This is a genomic window from Sanguibacter sp. TS_SC_8 (assembly GCF_055361235.1).
In genome coordinates this window covers 3,306,527-3,322,058 of record NZ_CM143955.1, presented here as the reverse complement: position 1 = coordinate 3,322,058, position 15,532 = coordinate 3,306,527, and the positions used below count along the sequence as shown (strand labels likewise).

The following is a 15,532-nucleotide window of genomic DNA, read 5'->3' as shown; positions in this document are numbered from 1 at the left end:
CGGAGCCGGCGAGGCTGGTGGACGCGAGGCTGGAGGATGCGAGGCTGGGAACGGCCGAGCCGGACGCAGCCGAGCTGGCTGACGGCCTGGTCGTGGCCGGCCTGGCCGCGTCAGCCGCATCGGCCGCGGGGCTGCGGCGGGCCTGCCGGGAGGACCGCGCGTAGTGGATGAGCATCGGCACGACCGTGAGCGCGACGGCTCCGAGAATGACGACGTCGATGTACTGCTGCGCGAACCTGCTCACCCAGGTGATCCCGCCCAGCAGGTACCCGAGCATGACCAGGCCCGCTCCCCAGACCACCGCACCGATGAGGTTGTAGAGGGAGTACCGGCGGTAGTCCATGCGTGCCACCCCGGCTGCGACGGGGGCGAAGGTGCGCACCACCGCGATGAACCGGGCGATGATGACGGCGCGGCCACCGAACCTGTCGAAGAACACGTTGGTCCGCTCGACGTTCCTCATGCTGAACAGCCCGGACTCCTTGCGCTCGAACACCGTGGGACCGAACCGGTGGCCGATGAGATACCCGACCTCCCCGCCGAGGAAGGCCGAGACGGTGATGGCGAGGCAGACCCAGAAGATGTCGATGCTGATCACCCCGGTGTGCGTGAGCAGCCCCGCGAAGAACAGCAGCGTGTCGCCGGGAAGCAGGAAGCCCACGAGGAGCCCGGTCTCGGCGAAGACGATGAAGCAGATCCCGAGCAGCGCCCACGGCCCGAGCTGAGGAATGATCGTCACGGGATCGAGCCACGGGAGAACGGAGGCATGAACCATGTCGCGATTCCCTGTCTGAGTGGGTCGGGTGTGCCGGGCGGGTGGACGAGTCGACGGCTCTACTTGTCAACGCGTGGCGGTCGAGAATCATCCCCGTTCCTGTCGATTGTTTCCCCGGCAGGCCGACGACGCTCGGGGAGCGGGTGCGTTGCGGGCTCGACTGCGACCGGACGCGGCCTCACGACAGGGTGTCGAACTGGGCCACGAGCCGTCGCAAGAGGTCGGCCATCGCCGGCTGGTCGGCCGGGTCCAGGACCGCCAGGACCTCGTGCTCGACGGCGAGCAGGTCGCTGAAAGCGGCGTCGACCCGGGTCAGGCCGGTGTCGGTGAGCCGGACGAGCACGCCGCGGCGGTCGTCCGGGGACGGTGCGCGCTCGACCAGGCCGCGCGCCTCGAGCCGGTCGATCCGGTTGGTCATGGTTCCCGAGGTGACCATGGTCTGGGTGACCAGTGCCCCGGGGGACAGGACATGAGGTTCACCCGCTCGGCGCAGCGCGGCGAGCACGTCGAACTCCCACGGCTCCAGCTCGCTGCGGGCGAAGGCGCCGCGGCGGGCGTGGTCGAGGTGACGGTCCAGCCGGCTCACCCGGGACAGCACCGCCAGCGGGGAGACGTCCAGGTCAGGGCGCACCCGGGTCCAGGCCGCGACGATACGGTCGACCTCGTCCTCGGTCCCGGTGCTCATGCCATGAGATTACTTGACGTCAAGACTCTTGACGGACGCGGTGCCTGACGCGGTGCCCGACGGCCGTGCCCGAGCGGCGTCCGACGCCCCGCCTGACGGCGGCGTCCTACGCGGCGTGCAGCGCGTCCCTGAGCTTGATCCGCGCCCCGGTGCGCAGCACGGCGCCCGAGTAGACCCGGCTCGCGAACCACACGAGCACCGGGATGACCGCGATGTTGATCGCCAGTACCGCGACGACCTGCCAGCCGGGGACCGCACCCAGGGCGACCCGGATCGGCATGATGAGCGGTGACGTGAACGGCAGGTACGACAGCCAGAGCACGAGCGGGTTGTCCGGGTCCCACGGGGCGATCGACACCCCCACGATGTACGGGATCATCATGAGCACGAGGATCGGCGAGGTCACCGAGCCGACCTCCTCCTGGCGCGAGACCATGGCGCCGGCCGCGGCGAAGAGCAGCGCGTACATGGTGAAGCCGACGAGGAACCAGACGATCACCCACAGCGCCGTGGCACCGAGGTTGACGTCCATCGTGTCGGTCAGCCCGAGGGCTGTCGCGCTGCCGACTCCTGCGCCCAGCAGCACGAGCACCTGCAAGAGGCCGATCGTGCCGATGCCCAGGACCTTGCCGGCCATGAGCTGCCAGGGACGGACGGTCGAGAGCAGGAGCTCGACCACCCGGCTCGTCTTCTCCTCGACGACCCCTTGGGCGACCAGCTGCCCGCAGATCTGCAGGCTGATGAAGAGCAGAATCCCGACGATGTACCCGGAGAGGATCTGGGAGCCGTCGACCTCGGGCGGGGGCTCGAGAGAGACGACCTCGACGCTCGCCTCGGCGACTGCGGCCCCGACCGCGCTCGGATCGCCGCCGAGGTCGCGGATCTGGTCGGCGAGGGCGGCCTGCTGGGCGAGCACGGAGAACGCCGAGGCGAGGGTCGCGTCGAGCTGGGACTTGGCGACCACCTCGAAGGACTCGGAGGTCCCCACGACGAGGGCGTCGAGGGACTCGTCGGCGATCGCCGCGAGCCCGGCGTCCTCGTCGACCGTGGTGAGGTCGACCGTCGCGCCCAGGCTGGCCGCGGTCGACACGAGCGGCTCACCCAGGGACTCGGTCTGGGCCGTGACTCCCACATGCAGGACCTGGTCGGACTCGCTGATGAACTTGGCGGCGACGACTCCGACGAGGATGAGCACGACAAGAGCGACGGTGCTCCAGATGAAGGACTTCGCCAGGATGCGCTGCCGGATCTCCCGACCGGCAACGAGCCGGACTCCGCTCCACCCGGAGACGGAGCGGATGTCGGCGCTCATGAGGGTGATCCTTTGCTCGTGCGGGAGAAGCTGGGAACACGGGAGGCACGGGGCGCGCGGGGCGCGACGGGGGTCTCGTCCCGGCTGACCACGTGCCGGAACAGCTCGGCGAGGGACGCGCGTGCGGGAGAGAACTCGCGGACGGGTCCCCCGGCCAGGGCCGCGCGGAGCACCTCCTGCTCGGCGCCGGGGACGTCGGTCACCTCCAGGACGGTCCGGCTGCCGTCGCGGGAGACGACACGCACCCCGGGCAGGCCCGGGAGCCAGGCCTCGGGCGGTGCCGCGGAGTCCAGGAGCCAGCGCGGTGCGGTGGTCGAGCGCAGCTCCTCGACCGACCCGACGGCGACCATCGACCCGGCGCGGATGATCCCCACCCGGTCGCACAGCCGCTCGACGAGCTCGAGCTGGTGGGAGGAGAAGACCACCGGCGCACCCGCGTCGGCGCGCTCGCGCAGCACCCCGCTCATGACGTCGACGGCGACCGGGTCGAGCCCGGAGAACGGCTCGTCGAGGACGAGGATCTGCGGGTCGTGGACGAGGGCGGCGGCGAGCTGGACCCGCTGCTGGTTGCCCAGGGAGAGCTTCTGGACCTCGTCGCCGCGCCGGGCGTCGACGCCGAGCCTCTCGGTCCACAGCTCCATCGACTCGCGCGCCGCCTGTGCGTCGAGGCCGTGCAGGCGGGCGAGGTAGACGAGCTGCTCGCCGACCTTCATCTTCGGGTAGAGGCCCCGCTCCTCGGGCATGTAGCCCACCCGCCGTCGGCCCTCGAAGCCCAGCGGGCCACCGTCCCAGCGGACCTCGCCGGAGTCGGCCGCCAGCACCCCCAGCGCGATGCGCATCGCCGTGGACTTCCCGGCGCCGTTGGACCCGACGAAGCCGAAGATCTCCCCGGCCTCGACCGAGAAGGACAGGGCGTCCAGAGCCCGCAGGCTTCCGAAGTTCTTGGTCAGAGTGTCGAACTCGAGCGCAGGCATCTTGTCCTCAACACGGCGTCGGGCGGGAATGTGGGAATGATCCACCTAATCGCACCGGCGTGGCCACCCGCAAGCGGGCGCGCCGGTCGCCACCGGGAGGGTTTCTCAGGTGCCGGTCACGGTGGGCAGCGACGGACGGCGCTCGAGCCCGGAGAGACCGTTCCAGGCCAGGTTGACCAGGTGGGCGGCCACCTCGGACTTTCCCGGGTGGCGAGCGTCGAGCCAGTACTGCCCGGTGAGGGCGACCATGCCGACGAGCATCTGTGCGTAGATGGGCGCGATCCGCGGGTCGAGGTCGCGCCGTTTGAACTGGTCCGCGAGCAGGTGCTCGACCTGCGTGGCGACGTCGCCGATGAGGCTCGAGAAGGTCCCGGTCGCCTGGGCGACGGGGGAGTCGCGGACGAGGATCCGGAAACCGTCCTCGTTGGTCTCGATGTAGGTGAGCAGCGCGAGCGCGGTGCGTTCGAGCAAGACCTTCGGGTGGCCGCCCGCCGTCAACGCGCCGGTGAGCGCATGCGTGAGGGATTCGATCTCGCGGTCCACGACCACCGCGTAGATCCCTTCCTTGCCACCGAAGTGCTCGTACACGACCGGCTTGGACACCTCCGCACGAGCGGCGATCTCCTCCACGCTCGTGCCCTCGAAGCCCTTCTGGGCGAAAAGCGCGCGGCTCACGACGATGAGCTGCTCACGGCGTTCTTTCGCCGTCATTCGGGAGCGGGGGACGCGTTTGCTGTCGGAGGCCACGGGTCCATCATGCCGGACCCCCGGTACGGTCAGCGTTTGGCGCAGCAGAAAATCCTGGCAGAATGAGCACCGAACTCCTGCAGTCCTCTCAGCGTTCCGCGCTGCGCACCGGCCCGTCGGTTTTCATTCCGCCTTGGTGTAATCGGCAGCACAAGGGTTTTTGGTGCCCTTGGTCCAGGTTCGAGTCCTGGGGGCGGAGCGCGCGCCATGACATGTGGCGTCGCATGGCAGACGATCTCGAGCTCCTGGGAGTCCTACGTGACCACCGCTCAACCCGCGGCTGTAATCATCCTCGCTGCAGGCGGGGGTACCCGGATGCGTTCGACCCTGCCGAAGCCGCTGCACCCTCTGGCCGGTCGCAGCATGCTCGGTCACGCGATCACCGCGGCCAACGGCCTCGACCCGCGACGGGTCGCCGTCGTCGTCCGGTTCGAGCGCGACGCGGTCGCCGAGCACGCCACCTCCTTCGACTCGTCCCTGCTCATCGTCGACCAGGACGAGATTCCCGGGACCGGTCGCGCCGTCCAGTGCGCCCTGAGCGTGCTCGACGCCGCAGCGCAGGCGCAGGCGGCGATCGCCGGTGTCCCCGAGGGCAGCGAGGGCCGCGCCGGCGACGGTCTGACCGGAGCTGTGGTGGTCATGGCCGGTGACATCCCGCTGCTGGACACCGCCACCCTGGCCGACCTGCTCGCCGCGCACACCGCGGGCTCCCACGCCGTGACCGTGCTGACCAGCGAGGTCGCCGACGCGACGGGCTACGGCCGGATCGTGCGCGACTCCGCCACCGGCGACGTGCTGTCCATCGTCGAGCATGGCGACGCCACCGAGGCGCAGCGCGAGATCCGCGAGATCAACTCCTCGATCTACGTCTTCGACGCCGCCGTGCTGCGCCGCGGTCTGAGCCGGGTCGACCAGGACAACTCCCAGGGCGAGGTCTACCTCACCGACGTGCTGGCGATCGCCCGCGACGAGGGCGGGCGGGTCCGCGCGGTGCGCACCCCCGACCACTTCGTCGTGGAGGGCGTCAACAACCGCGCCCAGCTCGCGGTGCTGCGCGCCGAGCTCAACCGCCGGATCCTGCACCGCTGGATGCTCGACGGCGTGACGATCATCGACCCCGGGACCACCTGGATCGACGTCGACGTCGAGCTCGAGCAGGACGTGACCGTGCTCCCCGGGACGCAGCTGCACGGGGCGACGGTCATCCGCGAGGGTGCCACGATCGGCCCGGACACGACGCTGACCGACGTCGAGGTGGGTGTGCACGCGACCGTCACCCGCACCCAGGCCCAGCTGTCGGTGATCGGCGACGACGCCAAGGTCGGCCCGTTCAGCTACCTGCGCCCCGGCACGGTGCTGGGCACGGGGGGCAAGATCGGTGGGTTCGTCGAGACGAAGAACGCCACGATCGGGGACGGCTCGAAGATCCCGCACCTGTCCTACGTCGGCGACGCGACCATCGGTGAGCACACGAACATCGGCGCGGCCACGGTCTTCGTCAACTACGACGGGGTGCACAAGCACCACTCGACCATCGGGTCCTTCTCCCGCACCGGCGCGGACAACCTCTTCGTCGCACCGGTGCACGTCGGCGACGGCGTGTACACCGCAGCCGGTTCGGTCATCCGCAACGACGTCCCCTCCGGTGCCCTGGCGGTGTCCGCGGGAGCCCAGCGCAACATCGAGGGCTGGGTGGAACGTCGTCGGCCCGGGACCGACGCGGCCCGCGCGGCCGAACGCATGCGCGTGGAGGCCGGCGGCTCGACCACCGGGCTCGGTGCGCAGGCCCGGGCGGAACGCGCACAGGCCGACCACCAGGCAACCCTTCCTGTTCCCAGCCCCCCAACCGCAACCGAGCACCAGGACGCGCCGCGCCCTGGGACCGGCGGCACCACTGAAGGACACCGCGACTGATGACTGGCATCATCTCCTCCGACGGCGAGAAGCGCATGGTTTTTGTCTCCGGGCGTGCGCACCCGGAGCTCGCCAAGGACGTTGCCCGCGAGCTCGGCACCGGGATCGTCCCGACCTCGGCCTACGACTTCGCCAACGGCGAGATCTACGTCCGCTTCGGTGAGAGCGTGCGCGGCGCGGACGTCTTCGTCCTGCAGTCGCACACGGCCCCGATCAACCAGTGGATCATGGAGCAGCTGATCATGTGCGACGCGCTCAAGCGTGCGTCCGCCAAGACCATCACCGTGGTGCAGCCCTTCTACGGCTATGCCCGCCAGGACAAGAAGCACCGCGGCCGCGAGCCGATCTCGGCCCGCCTCATGGCGGACCTGTTCAAGACCGCCGGCGCCGACCGCATCATGAGCGTGGACCTGCACAGCTCGCAGGCACAGGGCTTCTTCGACGGCCCGGTGGACCACCTGTGGGCCATGCCGCTGCTCACCGACTACGTGCGGACCCGGGTCGACCTCACGAACGTCGCCGTCGTCTCACCTGATGCCGGTCGCATCCGGGTCGCCGAGCAGTGGGCCGACAAGCTCGGCGGGGCGCCGCTCGCCTTCGTCCACAAGACGCGGGACGTCAACGTGCCCAACCAGTCCGTGGCCAACCGCGTCGTCGGTGAGGTCGAGGGCCGCAGCTGCGTGCTCGTCGACGACCTCATCGACACCGGCGGGACGATCGCCGCGGCCGTCCGGGTGCTGCTCCAGGCGGGCGCCAAGGACGTCATCGTCGCCGCCACCCACGGCGTGCTCTCCGACCCGGCGGCCAAGCGCCTGTCCGAGTGCGGAGCGCGCGAGGTGATCGTCACCGACACCCTGCCGATCTCGGCCGACAAGCAGTTCGACAAGCTCACCGTCCTCTCGATCGCCCCGCTGCTCGCTCGCGCGATCCGCGAGGTCTTCGACGACGGCTCGGTCACCTCGCTGTTCGAGGGCAACGCCTGACCTGCCCCGAGCCGGCTTGACCGCACGTCCCGGGCCCCGGCCCGCGTCTCTCGTCGGCGCGGTCCGGGGCCCGACGTGCACCCGCGCAGCCCGCACCCCCGCGCCCCCGGTATCCCCGCTATCCCGGTGTCACTGTCGCGCGGGGTGCGACGACCGCCACGACGGGCAAGGATGTGGCCATGGGACAGCACATGCACACGAAGAGCGGCCGGCGCCCCCGTGCGCGCGGGGGCATCACCGTGACCGGGAGCGGGGTCGTCGAGGCGGTCCCCGACGTGGTCCAGGTCGAGCTGGGCGCGCAGGCCACCGCGCCCGACGTGCAGCAGGCGATCGACGCTGCGACGGCCGGTCTCGACGCCGCACGCGCGAGCCTGCTCGACTCCGGGGTCGCCCCGCGCGACCTGGGCAGCTCCCAGTCCTCCACCTGGACCGAGCGCCCCGACAACGCCGCGCCGCGCACGACCGCGCGGCTCACCCTCCGTGTCCTCGTGCGCGACGTCGCGGCGGCGGGCGAAGCGGTCCGCGGCGCCTTGGCCGCGGCCGGCCCGGTCGCGCAGCTGGAGTCCATGCATCTGCGGGTGGGGGACCCCTCCGCGAACCTGACGCAGGCCCGCGACCGGGCCTTCGCCGACGCCCGCGCCACCGCCGAACAGCTCGCCGGCCTTGCCGGGCGCCGCCTCGGCAGAGTCGTCGACATCACCGAGGGCGGCGGCGGGGGAGCCGGCGCACGGATGATGGCCATGCGTGCGGACGTCGTGGGGGCGCCGTTCGGGGTGGACCCAGGGACCCAGGAGATCTCCGCATCGGTGACCGTCAGGTGGGAGTTCGACGGCGAGGTGCCCTGACGGGTATATTGGCCGAGTTGCCTCGGCGAGGGACGTCTGACGGGCCGGATGAGATCCGGGCGGTCATGGACGGTTCAGACCTCCGTAATCGACTGGGCGGTCGCTGTTCGCGCGTCCGTCATGTGTCCCGCGCCGATGCGTACCGCCCGTTTCCTGGATGAGGCAGCTTCACTCATCATGTCCCTCCAGGTGACAGCCGACTGCTCCCCACTGGTCGTCGGCCCACTTTCCTTTCCCTGGAGTCACACGTGTCTGACAAGAACAAGCTCGTCGCCGAGGCCCGCACCGAGTTCGGTAAGGGTGCCGCACGCCGCACGCGCCGCAACAACCAGATCCCCGCCGTCCTCTACGGGCACGGCACCGCACCGGTCCACGTCGCGCTCCCCGGTCACCAGACCATGCTCGCTCTCAAGCAGCAGAACGCGCTCCTGGAGATCTCGCTCGACGGCGAGATCCAGCTGGCCCTGGCCAAGGACATCCAGCGCGACCCGGTCAAGCAGGTCATCGAGCACGTCGACCTCCTCATCGTCAAGAAGGGCGAGAAGGTCGAGGTCGAGGTGTCCGTGCACGTCAGCGGCGCTGCAGAGCCCGGAACCATCACGATCCTGGAGTCGCAGACCGTCCTCATCGAGGCGCTCGCCACCAACATCCCGACCTGGATCGAGGCGTCCATCGAAGGCCTCGTCGCCGGTTCGGTCGTCTACGCCCGCGACCTCGTCCTGCCCGAGGGCTCGGCGCTCATCACCGACCCGGACGCGGACATCGTCCTCATCACCCTGCCCGAAGACAGCTCGGCTGACGACGCCGCCGCGGCCGAGGTCGCCGCGGCGCAGTCCGCAGCCTCCGCCTCGGCTGCCGAGAAGCTGCTCTAGCCCCTGGTGGGTCGGCCCGCGGCCGGCCCGTCAGCGTCTCACGAAGCGCCCAGCACCTCGGTGCTGGGCGCTTCGTCGTCCGTCACACTCCAACCAGGCATTGAGAAGGAGCACACCGTGTCCGATGATCTGTGGCTCGTGGTCGGCCTGGGCAACCCCGGCGCCGAGTACGCCGGGAACCGGCACAACGTCGGGCAGATGGTGCTCGACGTGCTCGCCGGTCGCTCGAGGGTGACCTTCTCCTCGCACCGCTCCCGTGCGGTCGTCGCGCAGGCGCGGCTGGGTGTGCTCCCGGGCGGAGCCCCCGGCCCACGCGTCATCCTCGCCAAGCCGTCGACGTACATGAACACCTCGGGCGGGCCGGTCGCATCCCTCGCGCAGTACTTCCAGGTGGATCCTGCGCACGTGCTCGTCGTCCACGACGAGCTCGACATCCCCTTCGGTGACGTGCGGTGCAAGATCGGCGGCGGCGAGGGCGGGCACAACGGCCTCCGAGACATCACCAAGGCGCTCGGCACCAAGGACTACGTCCGGGTGCGCACCGGGGTGGGACGCCCACCCGGACGGATGGACACCGCGGACTTCGTCCTCAAGGACTTCACCCCGACCGAGCGCAAAGAGCTCCCCTTCCTGCTCGACGACGCGGCCGACGCAGCTGAGCTCGTCCTCACCGAAGGCCTCGTCAAGGCCCAGCTGAAGTTCCACACGAAGCCCTGACCCGGTCGGCGGAGCCGGGACCGGCTCCGCCGACCGCGCCCGCCACGAGCCCTCGCGGGTGAACTTCCCCGGTCGCCGGTCGTCTCCTCGTGTTCTGATTTACGATCAGAGCCAGCCACGGTGAGGCGGGATATGACGGATATCGGCGGACTGCGCGCAGGAGACGAGCCAAGGGCGATCGTCCCCGGACGGGTGGCGCTCGCTCACGACTACGCCACCCAGCGCGGGGGAGCCGAGCGGGTGGCGCTGATCATGGCGGAGGCGTTCCCGGGTGCGCCGATGTACACGACGCTCTACGACCGGGCGCGGACCTTCCCGGAGATGGCCGACCTCGACCTGCGGGTCACCCGGCTCAACCGCTTCGGTCCGTTGCGCAGGGACCACCGGCTCGCGCTGCCGCTGCTGGCCCGGGCCGTCTCGACGTCTCCGATCGACGCGGACGTCCTGCTGGCGAGCTCGACGGGGTGGGCTCACGGATTCCCCACGGACGGCCGCAAGATCGTCTACTGCCACGCCCCGGCCCGGTGGCTCTACCAGCGGGACCGGTACCTCGGAGCCGGGAAGGCGGGGGAGACCCTGACCCAGCGGGCCCGCCGGTACGCCGCGACGGGCCTGCTCGGTGTGGTCTCACCCCCGCTGCGCGGCTGGGACCTGCGCGCCGCTCGCAGCGCAGACCTCTACCTCGCGAACTCGACCGTCACCCGGGAGGCGGTCCGGACCGCCTACGGCATCGACGCCGAGATCCTCGCGCCGCCCCCGGCGCTGTCCACAGGTGGAGAGCGGCGTCGGCCGGCCGGCCTGGACGCGCTGGCGGGTGATCTCGGGTCGGCTGGGACCTTCGTGCTCTGCGTGGCCCGGTTGCTGCCCTACAAGAATGTCGACATCGTCATCGAGGCGGCGGCGGACCACCCTGACCGGGGCTTCGTGGTGGTCGGGCAGGGGCCGGACCGGTCGCGGCTGGAGAGCCTCCTCGCCGTGAGCGAGGCACACAACGTGGTGCTCCTGGGTCGCGTCGACGACGCCGAGCTGCGGTGGCTGTACCACTCGTGCGCGGCGCTGGTCGCGGCGTCTTACGAGGACTACGGACTGTCTCCGCTGGAGGCTGCGGCATTCGGGCGACCATCGGTCGTGCTGCGCGACGGCGGGTATCTCGATACCGTCGTCGAAGGAGCTACCGGAGTGTTCTTCGACCAGCCCGAAGGTCCCCGCGTCGCGCGGGCGCTGACGGAGGCGCTGGCCGTGCGATGGGATCCGGAGGCGCTGCACCACCACGCCGAACGTTTCGGGGCGCAGCAGTTCGCTGGCCGTCTGCGGGAGATCGTCGGGGAGCAAGCACTGTTGGGCACCGCACCACGCAAGGAAGGCGGAACCGAATGACGATCCGAGAGTTCGTGCGCACCCTCTGGGAGGGCAAGTACCTGCTGCTTGCTGCGGTGGTGGTGGTGGTCCTGGGAACTGTCTTGTACCTGGACCGTCAGGACCCCCAGTACTCCGCGACCTCGACGGTCCAGCTCACGACGGCGACCTCGCCCCTGGAGACGATGCAGGAGACCGTGGTCACCGTCGCGACCAGCAACGAGGACGTGACCTCCGAACCGGTCGTCACGGCAGCCGCTGCCGAGCTCGGATACCAGGGTGAGCTCGGGGCGCTCGTCGCCACGGTGAGCGCCGAGCCCGGCTCCGAGGACGGGCTCTTCGTGAACATCAGGGCGGTGTCCGGCGACACGGACGAGGCGATCGCGGTGACCAACGCCTTCGCTGCCGCGTACGCGGCGCATCTGACGAGCCTGCGCGCCGACCAGGTCGCGGTGATCGACGCCCAGAAGGCCACGTTGAGCGCCCAGCTCGACCTGGTCCGTGAGCGCCTCGAGGTGGACCCGACCGACCCGCTGGCCACCGCCGAGCAAGGAGCGATCGTCTCCGGCTACCAGACGCTCGTCACCCAGGCCAACGTGCTGAACTCGATCAACCCGCCGGGCGCGGTGGAGTCCTCGGCGGACTCGGCCTCGCTCGTCGGTCCGAGCCCCGCGGTCGTCATCGCGATCGCGGTCCTGGCCGGGCTGCTCGCCGGGATCGGGCTGGCCTTCGCCCGCCGCGGCCTCGACCTGCGGGTACGCACCGCGTCCGAGGCCACGCGGCTGACCGGGGTGGCGGTCCTGGCCGAGCTCACCGGGGTGCGCGCTACCGACCGCCGGTACCGCAGCTCGCGGACGCTCCCCGTCTCGAGCATGGTCGCGACCCCGTTCACCGAGTCGATCCGCGAGCTGCGCACCGCCGTCCAGGTGTCGCTGTCAGACGTCGACCGCGTCGTCGTGGTCGTCACCGCCACCGACCCCCGGGCCGCGCGGTCCTTCGTCGCAGCCAACCTTGCGGCCTCCTTCGCCCTGAGCGGGCGGCGCACGATCGCTGTGTCCGGTGACCTGCGCAGGCCACAGCTCGATTCCTTGCTGCCGGCCCCGGAGGGATGGACCGGGCCCGACGACGAGCTGCGCCCCACGCAGGTCCCCAACCTCAGCGTGTTCCCGCTGCGCGAGGAGGAGATGGACCCCGCGGACTACCTCGCGTCCACGCAGGCTCGGCAGATCATGGACCGGCTGCGGGCGACCGCGGAGGTCGTGGTCGTCGACGCACCGCCGGTCCTGGCTGCTGCTGACGCAACGATCCTCGGCGGCTACGCCGACGGCACTGTGCTCATCGCCTCGGCCGGCCAGACCGACCGAGCTGTCCTGACCGAGGCCGTCGCCCGGCTGAAGATCAACAACGTCACGGTCGTGGGCCTGGCGCTTGCGGGAGTCCGTGGGAACAGGCGCATGCTGTACGCGTCGACCTACGGGGAGGAACGTCAGTCGCCCACGCAGATGACGACCACCGAGACGCCGGCGACCACGGCGACGGCTGCGGCTGCGACGGCTGCCGCGGCTGCGACGGCTGCGGCGGCTGCGGCGGCGGTGGCTGCGACCACGGCGCCCGCTGACGAACCAGAACCGAAGTCCGCCACCCAGGCGTCCGGTACGGAGGCCGCCGGTTCCCTGGCCGCCCCGGCCTCCGCCGAGGTCGACGCACCGGACGCAGCAGGTGCGGCGGAGCCTGCCCCGGAGACAGCGAGCGGCTCCACCCCCACCAGCACCGGCGCCGCCTCCGCGGACCGAGACGCCGGCCCCGCGGACCGAGACGCTGGCCCCGCGGACCGAGACGCCGGCGACGCGACCGAGGTCCGCCGCGACGACCTTCTCCCGGTCGAGGCCGTGCAGGGGCCGGGCCGGGAGAGCCCACGCAGCTGATGGCGAGCTCGCCGTCCACACACGCCCCGTCCGCACACTCGCCGTCCACACAACCGGGTGGCCGACCGCGGCCGTTGCGGGTCATGATCCTCGATCACACAGGTGAGCTGGGCGGCGCGGAGCTGGCGCTCGTGCGGATGTGCGAGGCCCTCGGCACCGAGGTCGACCCCCGCGTCCTGCTCTTCGCCGACGGCCCGCTGCGTGGGCGCCTCGAATCCGCGGGCGTCCCGGTCGAGATCGTCGAGCTCGACCCGGCGGTGGGCCGGATCGACCGGGGAGCCGCAGCCCGTTCCGCGGGGCTGCGCGCCGCGTTGGCGGCTATCCCGTTCCAGCTGCGGCTGGCGAGGCGTGTGCGCGCGCTCCGGCCCGACGTCGTGCACACGACGTCCTTGAAGTCGGACCTGCTCGGGATCGTGCCCGCCTGGGCGGCGCGGCGCCCGCTCGTCTGGCACGTCCACGACCGGATCAGCGAGGACTATCTGCCGGCCCTCATGGTGGCGTTGGTCCGCGCAGCCTCCCGTATCCCCGCGCGGGTGGTCGCGAACTCCCGAGCGACTGCGCGGACCTTGCCTGCGGGTGCCACGGTCATCTATCCCGGGTTCGCCCCGGGCCAGGCCCTCGACAGCTTCGACGAACGGGTGCCCCCTACCGGGCCGAGCGACCCCGTGGTGGTCATGATCGGGCGGATCAGCCCGACGAAGGGCCAGCTCGAGCTGGTCCGCGCCGCCCCGACGATCCTGGCGCGGTACCCGGGGGCGACGCTGAGGATCGTGGGTGCGCCGATGTTCGCCGCCCAGGACTACGCGGCGCAGGTCCGCGCCGAGGCCGAGCAGCTGGCCGTCGCCGACCGCCTTACCTGGGTCGACTTCACCGACGACACGGCCACCGAGCTCGACGGCGCGAGCGTGTTCGTCCACGCCTCCCCGGTCCCCGAGCCCTTCGGCCAGGTGATCGTCGAGGCGATGATCCGCGGTGTGCCTGTCGTGGCGACCCGAGGTGGTGGGGTCACCGAGATCCTCGCTGACGCTGACGCTGACGCTGACGCTGACGCTGACGCGAGCCCCGCCCGCCCCAGCCTCGCCGGAACCCGCGGTCTGCTGGTGCCCCCCGGCGACTCCCGCGCGCTCGCGGACGCTGTGCTGGCGGTGCTCGACCACCCCGACCAGGCCGTCGCCCGTGCCGCAGTCGCCTACGACTGGGCGATCGCGCGCTTCCCGGTGGCCTCGACCGCGCAGGCGATCAGCGCCGTGTGGGCGAGTGCAGCCGGACGCGGTCGATGACAGCGGCCATCTTCTCCCCCTGACCGGCCCAGGTCGGGATGTCGTCCAGGCCCGGTGCCGTACCACCGGGGGCCGAGCCCGCCGTCGCCGCGAGGGCACGGCGCACCGCCGCTGGGTAGTCGGCCGCGGGGGCCACGCTGACCTGCGGGTCGGTGCTGTCCCGGAACCCGGCCACCGGGGTGGCGACCACGGGATGGCCCACGGCGCGGTACTCGTAGAGCTTGAGCGGGTCGAGGCTGTCGGTGAACCGATTGACGAGGTGGGGAACGAGCAGCACGTCGGCGTGCTGGAGGTAGGCGGGGACCTGGTCCCACGAGCGTCGTCCCAGCGGCAGCACCCCGGCGTCCTTGAGCGCGCGGAACTCCGCCGACGTGAGGTCCAGGACCGGCCCGACGATCACCGCGGTCGCGTCCGCGCCGAGCTCCTGCGCGGTGGCCTTCATCGCCTCGACGTCGAAGCGGTCCCGGTGGACGGTTCCCAGGTACAACGCGACCGGTCCGTGCGGCAGGTCGCGCGGGCGCGGGACCGGGCTGCGGTACCGCTCGACATCCACCCCGTTGGTCACCAGGGTCACGGGGCGGGTCGCGCCCTTGACCTGGACGAGGTACTCCGAGCAGACCGTGACCTCCGCGCAGCGCTCGAGCAGCAGGTCCTCGTCGGCCACGAGGCGGGCGCGCTCGTGCGGAGTGCGGTCGGCCGCGAGCCAGTCGTCGGTGATGTCGTACAGGGCCGGCCAGCCCGTCGCGGACGCGAGGTTCGCCGCTGCCGGATCGTTGACCCAGAGCACGGGATCGGTGAGCCCGAGCTGCCCCGCCGCTCGGCGCACGGCCGCAGTCATGCGGTCGTCGACCCGCGGGTCGATCTTGCGCGGCAGCGCCTTGGTCGGCCGAAAGAACCACAGCTGGTCCGGGTGGACACCCTCGATCGCCTCAGCCCGGCGCACCCGGCCGCCCCAGCGCGGCCGGAAGCCGCGTCGCAGCTCGTGCAGCGGGTCCGCGGCCGGCTCGACGAAGAGGACCCGCAGGCCCGGGTCTGCGCGCAGCAGGCCTGCGATGAGGTACTGGTTGCGCCGCCACACGTGGTCCCAGTTCTCAAGGGAGGAGACCACGAGGTGGCGTGGGCTCGACGCCGTTCTCGGCGCATTTCT

13 protein-coding genes, 1 tRNA gene and 1 pseudogene are annotated in these 15,532 nt (G+C 71.3%); 9 read left to right on the top strand and 6 right to left on the bottom strand.

Translation table 11 applies throughout. The annotated features are described in order from the left end of the window. Nucleotides 1-112 precede the first annotated feature (112 nt). The 5 genes and pseudogenes from ACWA15_RS15020 to ACWA15_RS15000 form a co-directional block, all read right to left on the bottom strand. Nucleotides 113-775 (bottom strand): annotated as a pseudogene (locus ACWA15_RS15020) (DedA family protein); the annotation flags it as partial. 178 nt (nt 776-953) lie between these two features. Next, nucleotides 954-1,460 (bottom strand): MarR family winged helix-turn-helix transcriptional regulator, encoded by a 507-nt coding sequence (locus tag ACWA15_RS15015; RefSeq protein ID WP_464056215.1) that lies wholly within the window; start codon nt 1,458-1,460, stop codon nt 954-956. Between the two features lie 106 nt (nt 1,461-1,566). Continuing rightward, nucleotides 1,567-2,772: an ABC transporter permease gene (locus ACWA15_RS15010; protein WP_464056214.1), complete on the bottom strand. Its 1,206-nt coding sequence runs from the start codon at nt 2,770-2,772 to the stop codon at nt 1,567-1,569. Then, complete coding sequence (locus tag ACWA15_RS15005; RefSeq protein WP_464056213.1) at nt 2,769-3,746, bottom strand: ABC transporter ATP-binding protein; 978 nt, start codon at nt 3,744-3,746, stop codon at nt 2,769-2,771. The genes ACWA15_RS15010 and ACWA15_RS15005 overlap by 4 nt, the downstream gene beginning before the upstream one ends. Nucleotides 3,747-3,851: 105 nt before the next feature. Further along, a complete protein-coding gene (locus ACWA15_RS15000; protein ID WP_464059533.1) occupies nt 3,852-4,457 on the bottom strand; it encodes a TetR family transcriptional regulator in 606 nt (201 codons plus the stop codon). A 163-nt stretch (nt 4,458-4,620) separates the two neighbouring features. On the opposite strand from ACWA15_RS15000, the gene ACWA15_RS14995 reads away from it, so the two are divergent. The 9 genes from ACWA15_RS14995 to ACWA15_RS14955 all read left to right on the top strand — a co-directional run bounded on the left by ACWA15_RS14995 (nt 4,621) and on the right by ACWA15_RS14955 (nt 14,385). Next, nucleotides 4,621-4,692: transfer RNA gene (locus tag ACWA15_RS14995), tRNA-Gln, on the top strand. Between the two features lie 116 nt (nt 4,693-4,808). Next, complete coding sequence (glmU, locus tag ACWA15_RS14990) at nt 4,809-6,407, top strand: bifunctional UDP-N-acetylglucosamine diphosphorylase/glucosamine-1-phosphate N-acetyltransferase GlmU (protein WP_464056211.1); 1,599 nt, start codon at nt 4,809-4,811, stop codon at nt 6,405-6,407. After that, nucleotides 6,407-7,390 (top strand): ribose-phosphate diphosphokinase, encoded by a 984-nt coding sequence (locus ACWA15_RS14985; protein WP_464056210.1) that lies wholly within the window; start codon nt 6,407-6,409, stop codon nt 7,388-7,390. The genes glmU and ACWA15_RS14985 overlap by 1 nt, the downstream gene beginning before the upstream one ends. A gap of 179 nt (nt 7,391-7,569) precedes the next feature. Next, nucleotides 7,570-8,235: an SIMPL domain-containing protein gene (locus ACWA15_RS14980; protein ID WP_464056208.1), complete on the top strand. Its 666-nt coding sequence runs from the start codon at nt 7,570-7,572 to the stop codon at nt 8,233-8,235. 248 nt (nt 8,236-8,483) lie between these two features. After that, nucleotides 8,484-9,107, top strand: a complete 624-nt coding sequence (locus ACWA15_RS14975; protein WP_464056207.1) for a 50S ribosomal protein L25/general stress protein Ctc — start codon at nt 8,484-8,486, stop codon at nt 9,105-9,107. 117 nt (nt 9,108-9,224) lie between these two features. Further along, nucleotides 9,225-9,824, top strand: coding sequence for an aminoacyl-tRNA hydrolase (gene pth, locus ACWA15_RS14970; protein WP_464056205.1), 600 nt, complete (start codon nt 9,225-9,227; stop codon nt 9,822-9,824). Between the two features lie 192 nt (nt 9,825-10,016). Next, nucleotides 10,017-11,201: a glycosyltransferase gene (locus ACWA15_RS14965; RefSeq protein ID WP_464056204.1), complete on the top strand. Its 1,185-nt coding sequence runs from the start codon at nt 10,017-10,019 to the stop codon at nt 11,199-11,201. Continuing rightward, the gene (locus ACWA15_RS14960; RefSeq protein WP_464056202.1) at nt 11,198-13,105 is read left to right on the top strand and encodes a polysaccharide biosynthesis tyrosine autokinase; all 1,908 of its coding nucleotides are present in this window, start codon (nt 11,198-11,200) and stop codon (nt 13,103-13,105) included. The genes ACWA15_RS14965 and ACWA15_RS14960 overlap by 4 nt, the downstream gene beginning before the upstream one ends. A gap of 83 nt (nt 13,106-13,188) precedes the next feature. Continuing rightward, nucleotides 13,189-14,385 carry a glycosyltransferase family 4 protein gene (locus ACWA15_RS14955; RefSeq protein ID WP_464056201.1) on the top strand — a complete coding sequence of 399 codons (1,197 nt, stop codon included), beginning with the start codon at nt 13,189-13,191 and terminating at the stop codon, nt 14,383-14,385. Here ACWA15_RS14955 and ACWA15_RS14950 read toward each other — a convergent pair. Next, nucleotides 14,345-15,493: a glycosyltransferase gene (locus ACWA15_RS14950; RefSeq protein ID WP_464056200.1), complete on the bottom strand. Its 1,149-nt coding sequence runs from the start codon at nt 15,491-15,493 to the stop codon at nt 14,345-14,347. The two genes, ACWA15_RS14955 and ACWA15_RS14950, sit on opposite strands and share 41 nt — an antisense overlap. Nucleotides 15,494-15,532 lie beyond the last annotated feature (39 nt).

Excerpts from the sequence above, each read along its gene's own strand:
- ACWA15_RS15015 (WP_464056215.1), bottom strand. The coding sequence starts at position 1,460 with ATGAGCACCGGGACCGAGGACGAGGTCGACCGTATCGTCGCGGCCTGG.
- ACWA15_RS15010 (WP_464056214.1), bottom strand. The coding sequence starts at position 2,772 with ATGAGCGCCGACATCCGCTCCGTCTCCGGGTGGAGCGGAGTCCGGCTC.
- ACWA15_RS15005 (WP_464056213.1), bottom strand. The coding sequence starts at position 3,746 with ATGCCTGCGCTCGAGTTCGACACTCTGACCAAGAACTTCGGAAGCCTG.
- ACWA15_RS15000 (WP_464059533.1), bottom strand. The coding sequence starts at position 4,457 with ATGACGGCGAAAGAACGCCGTGAGCAGCTCATCGTCGTGAGCCGCGCG.
- glmU (WP_464056211.1), top strand. The coding sequence starts at position 4,809 with ATGCGTTCGACCCTGCCGAAGCCGCTGCACCCTCTGGCCGGTCGCAGC.
- ACWA15_RS14985 (WP_464056210.1), top strand. The coding sequence starts at position 6,407 with ATGACTGGCATCATCTCCTCCGACGGCGAGAAGCGCATGGTTTTTGTC.
- ACWA15_RS14980 (WP_464056208.1), top strand. The coding sequence starts at position 7,570 with ATGGGACAGCACATGCACACGAAGAGCGGCCGGCGCCCCCGTGCGCGC.
- ACWA15_RS14960 (WP_464056202.1), top strand. The coding sequence starts at position 11,198 with ATGACGATCCGAGAGTTCGTGCGCACCCTCTGGGAGGGCAAGTACCTG.
- ACWA15_RS14955 (WP_464056201.1), top strand. The coding sequence starts at position 13,189 with ATGATCCTCGATCACACAGGTGAGCTGGGCGGCGCGGAGCTGGCGCTC.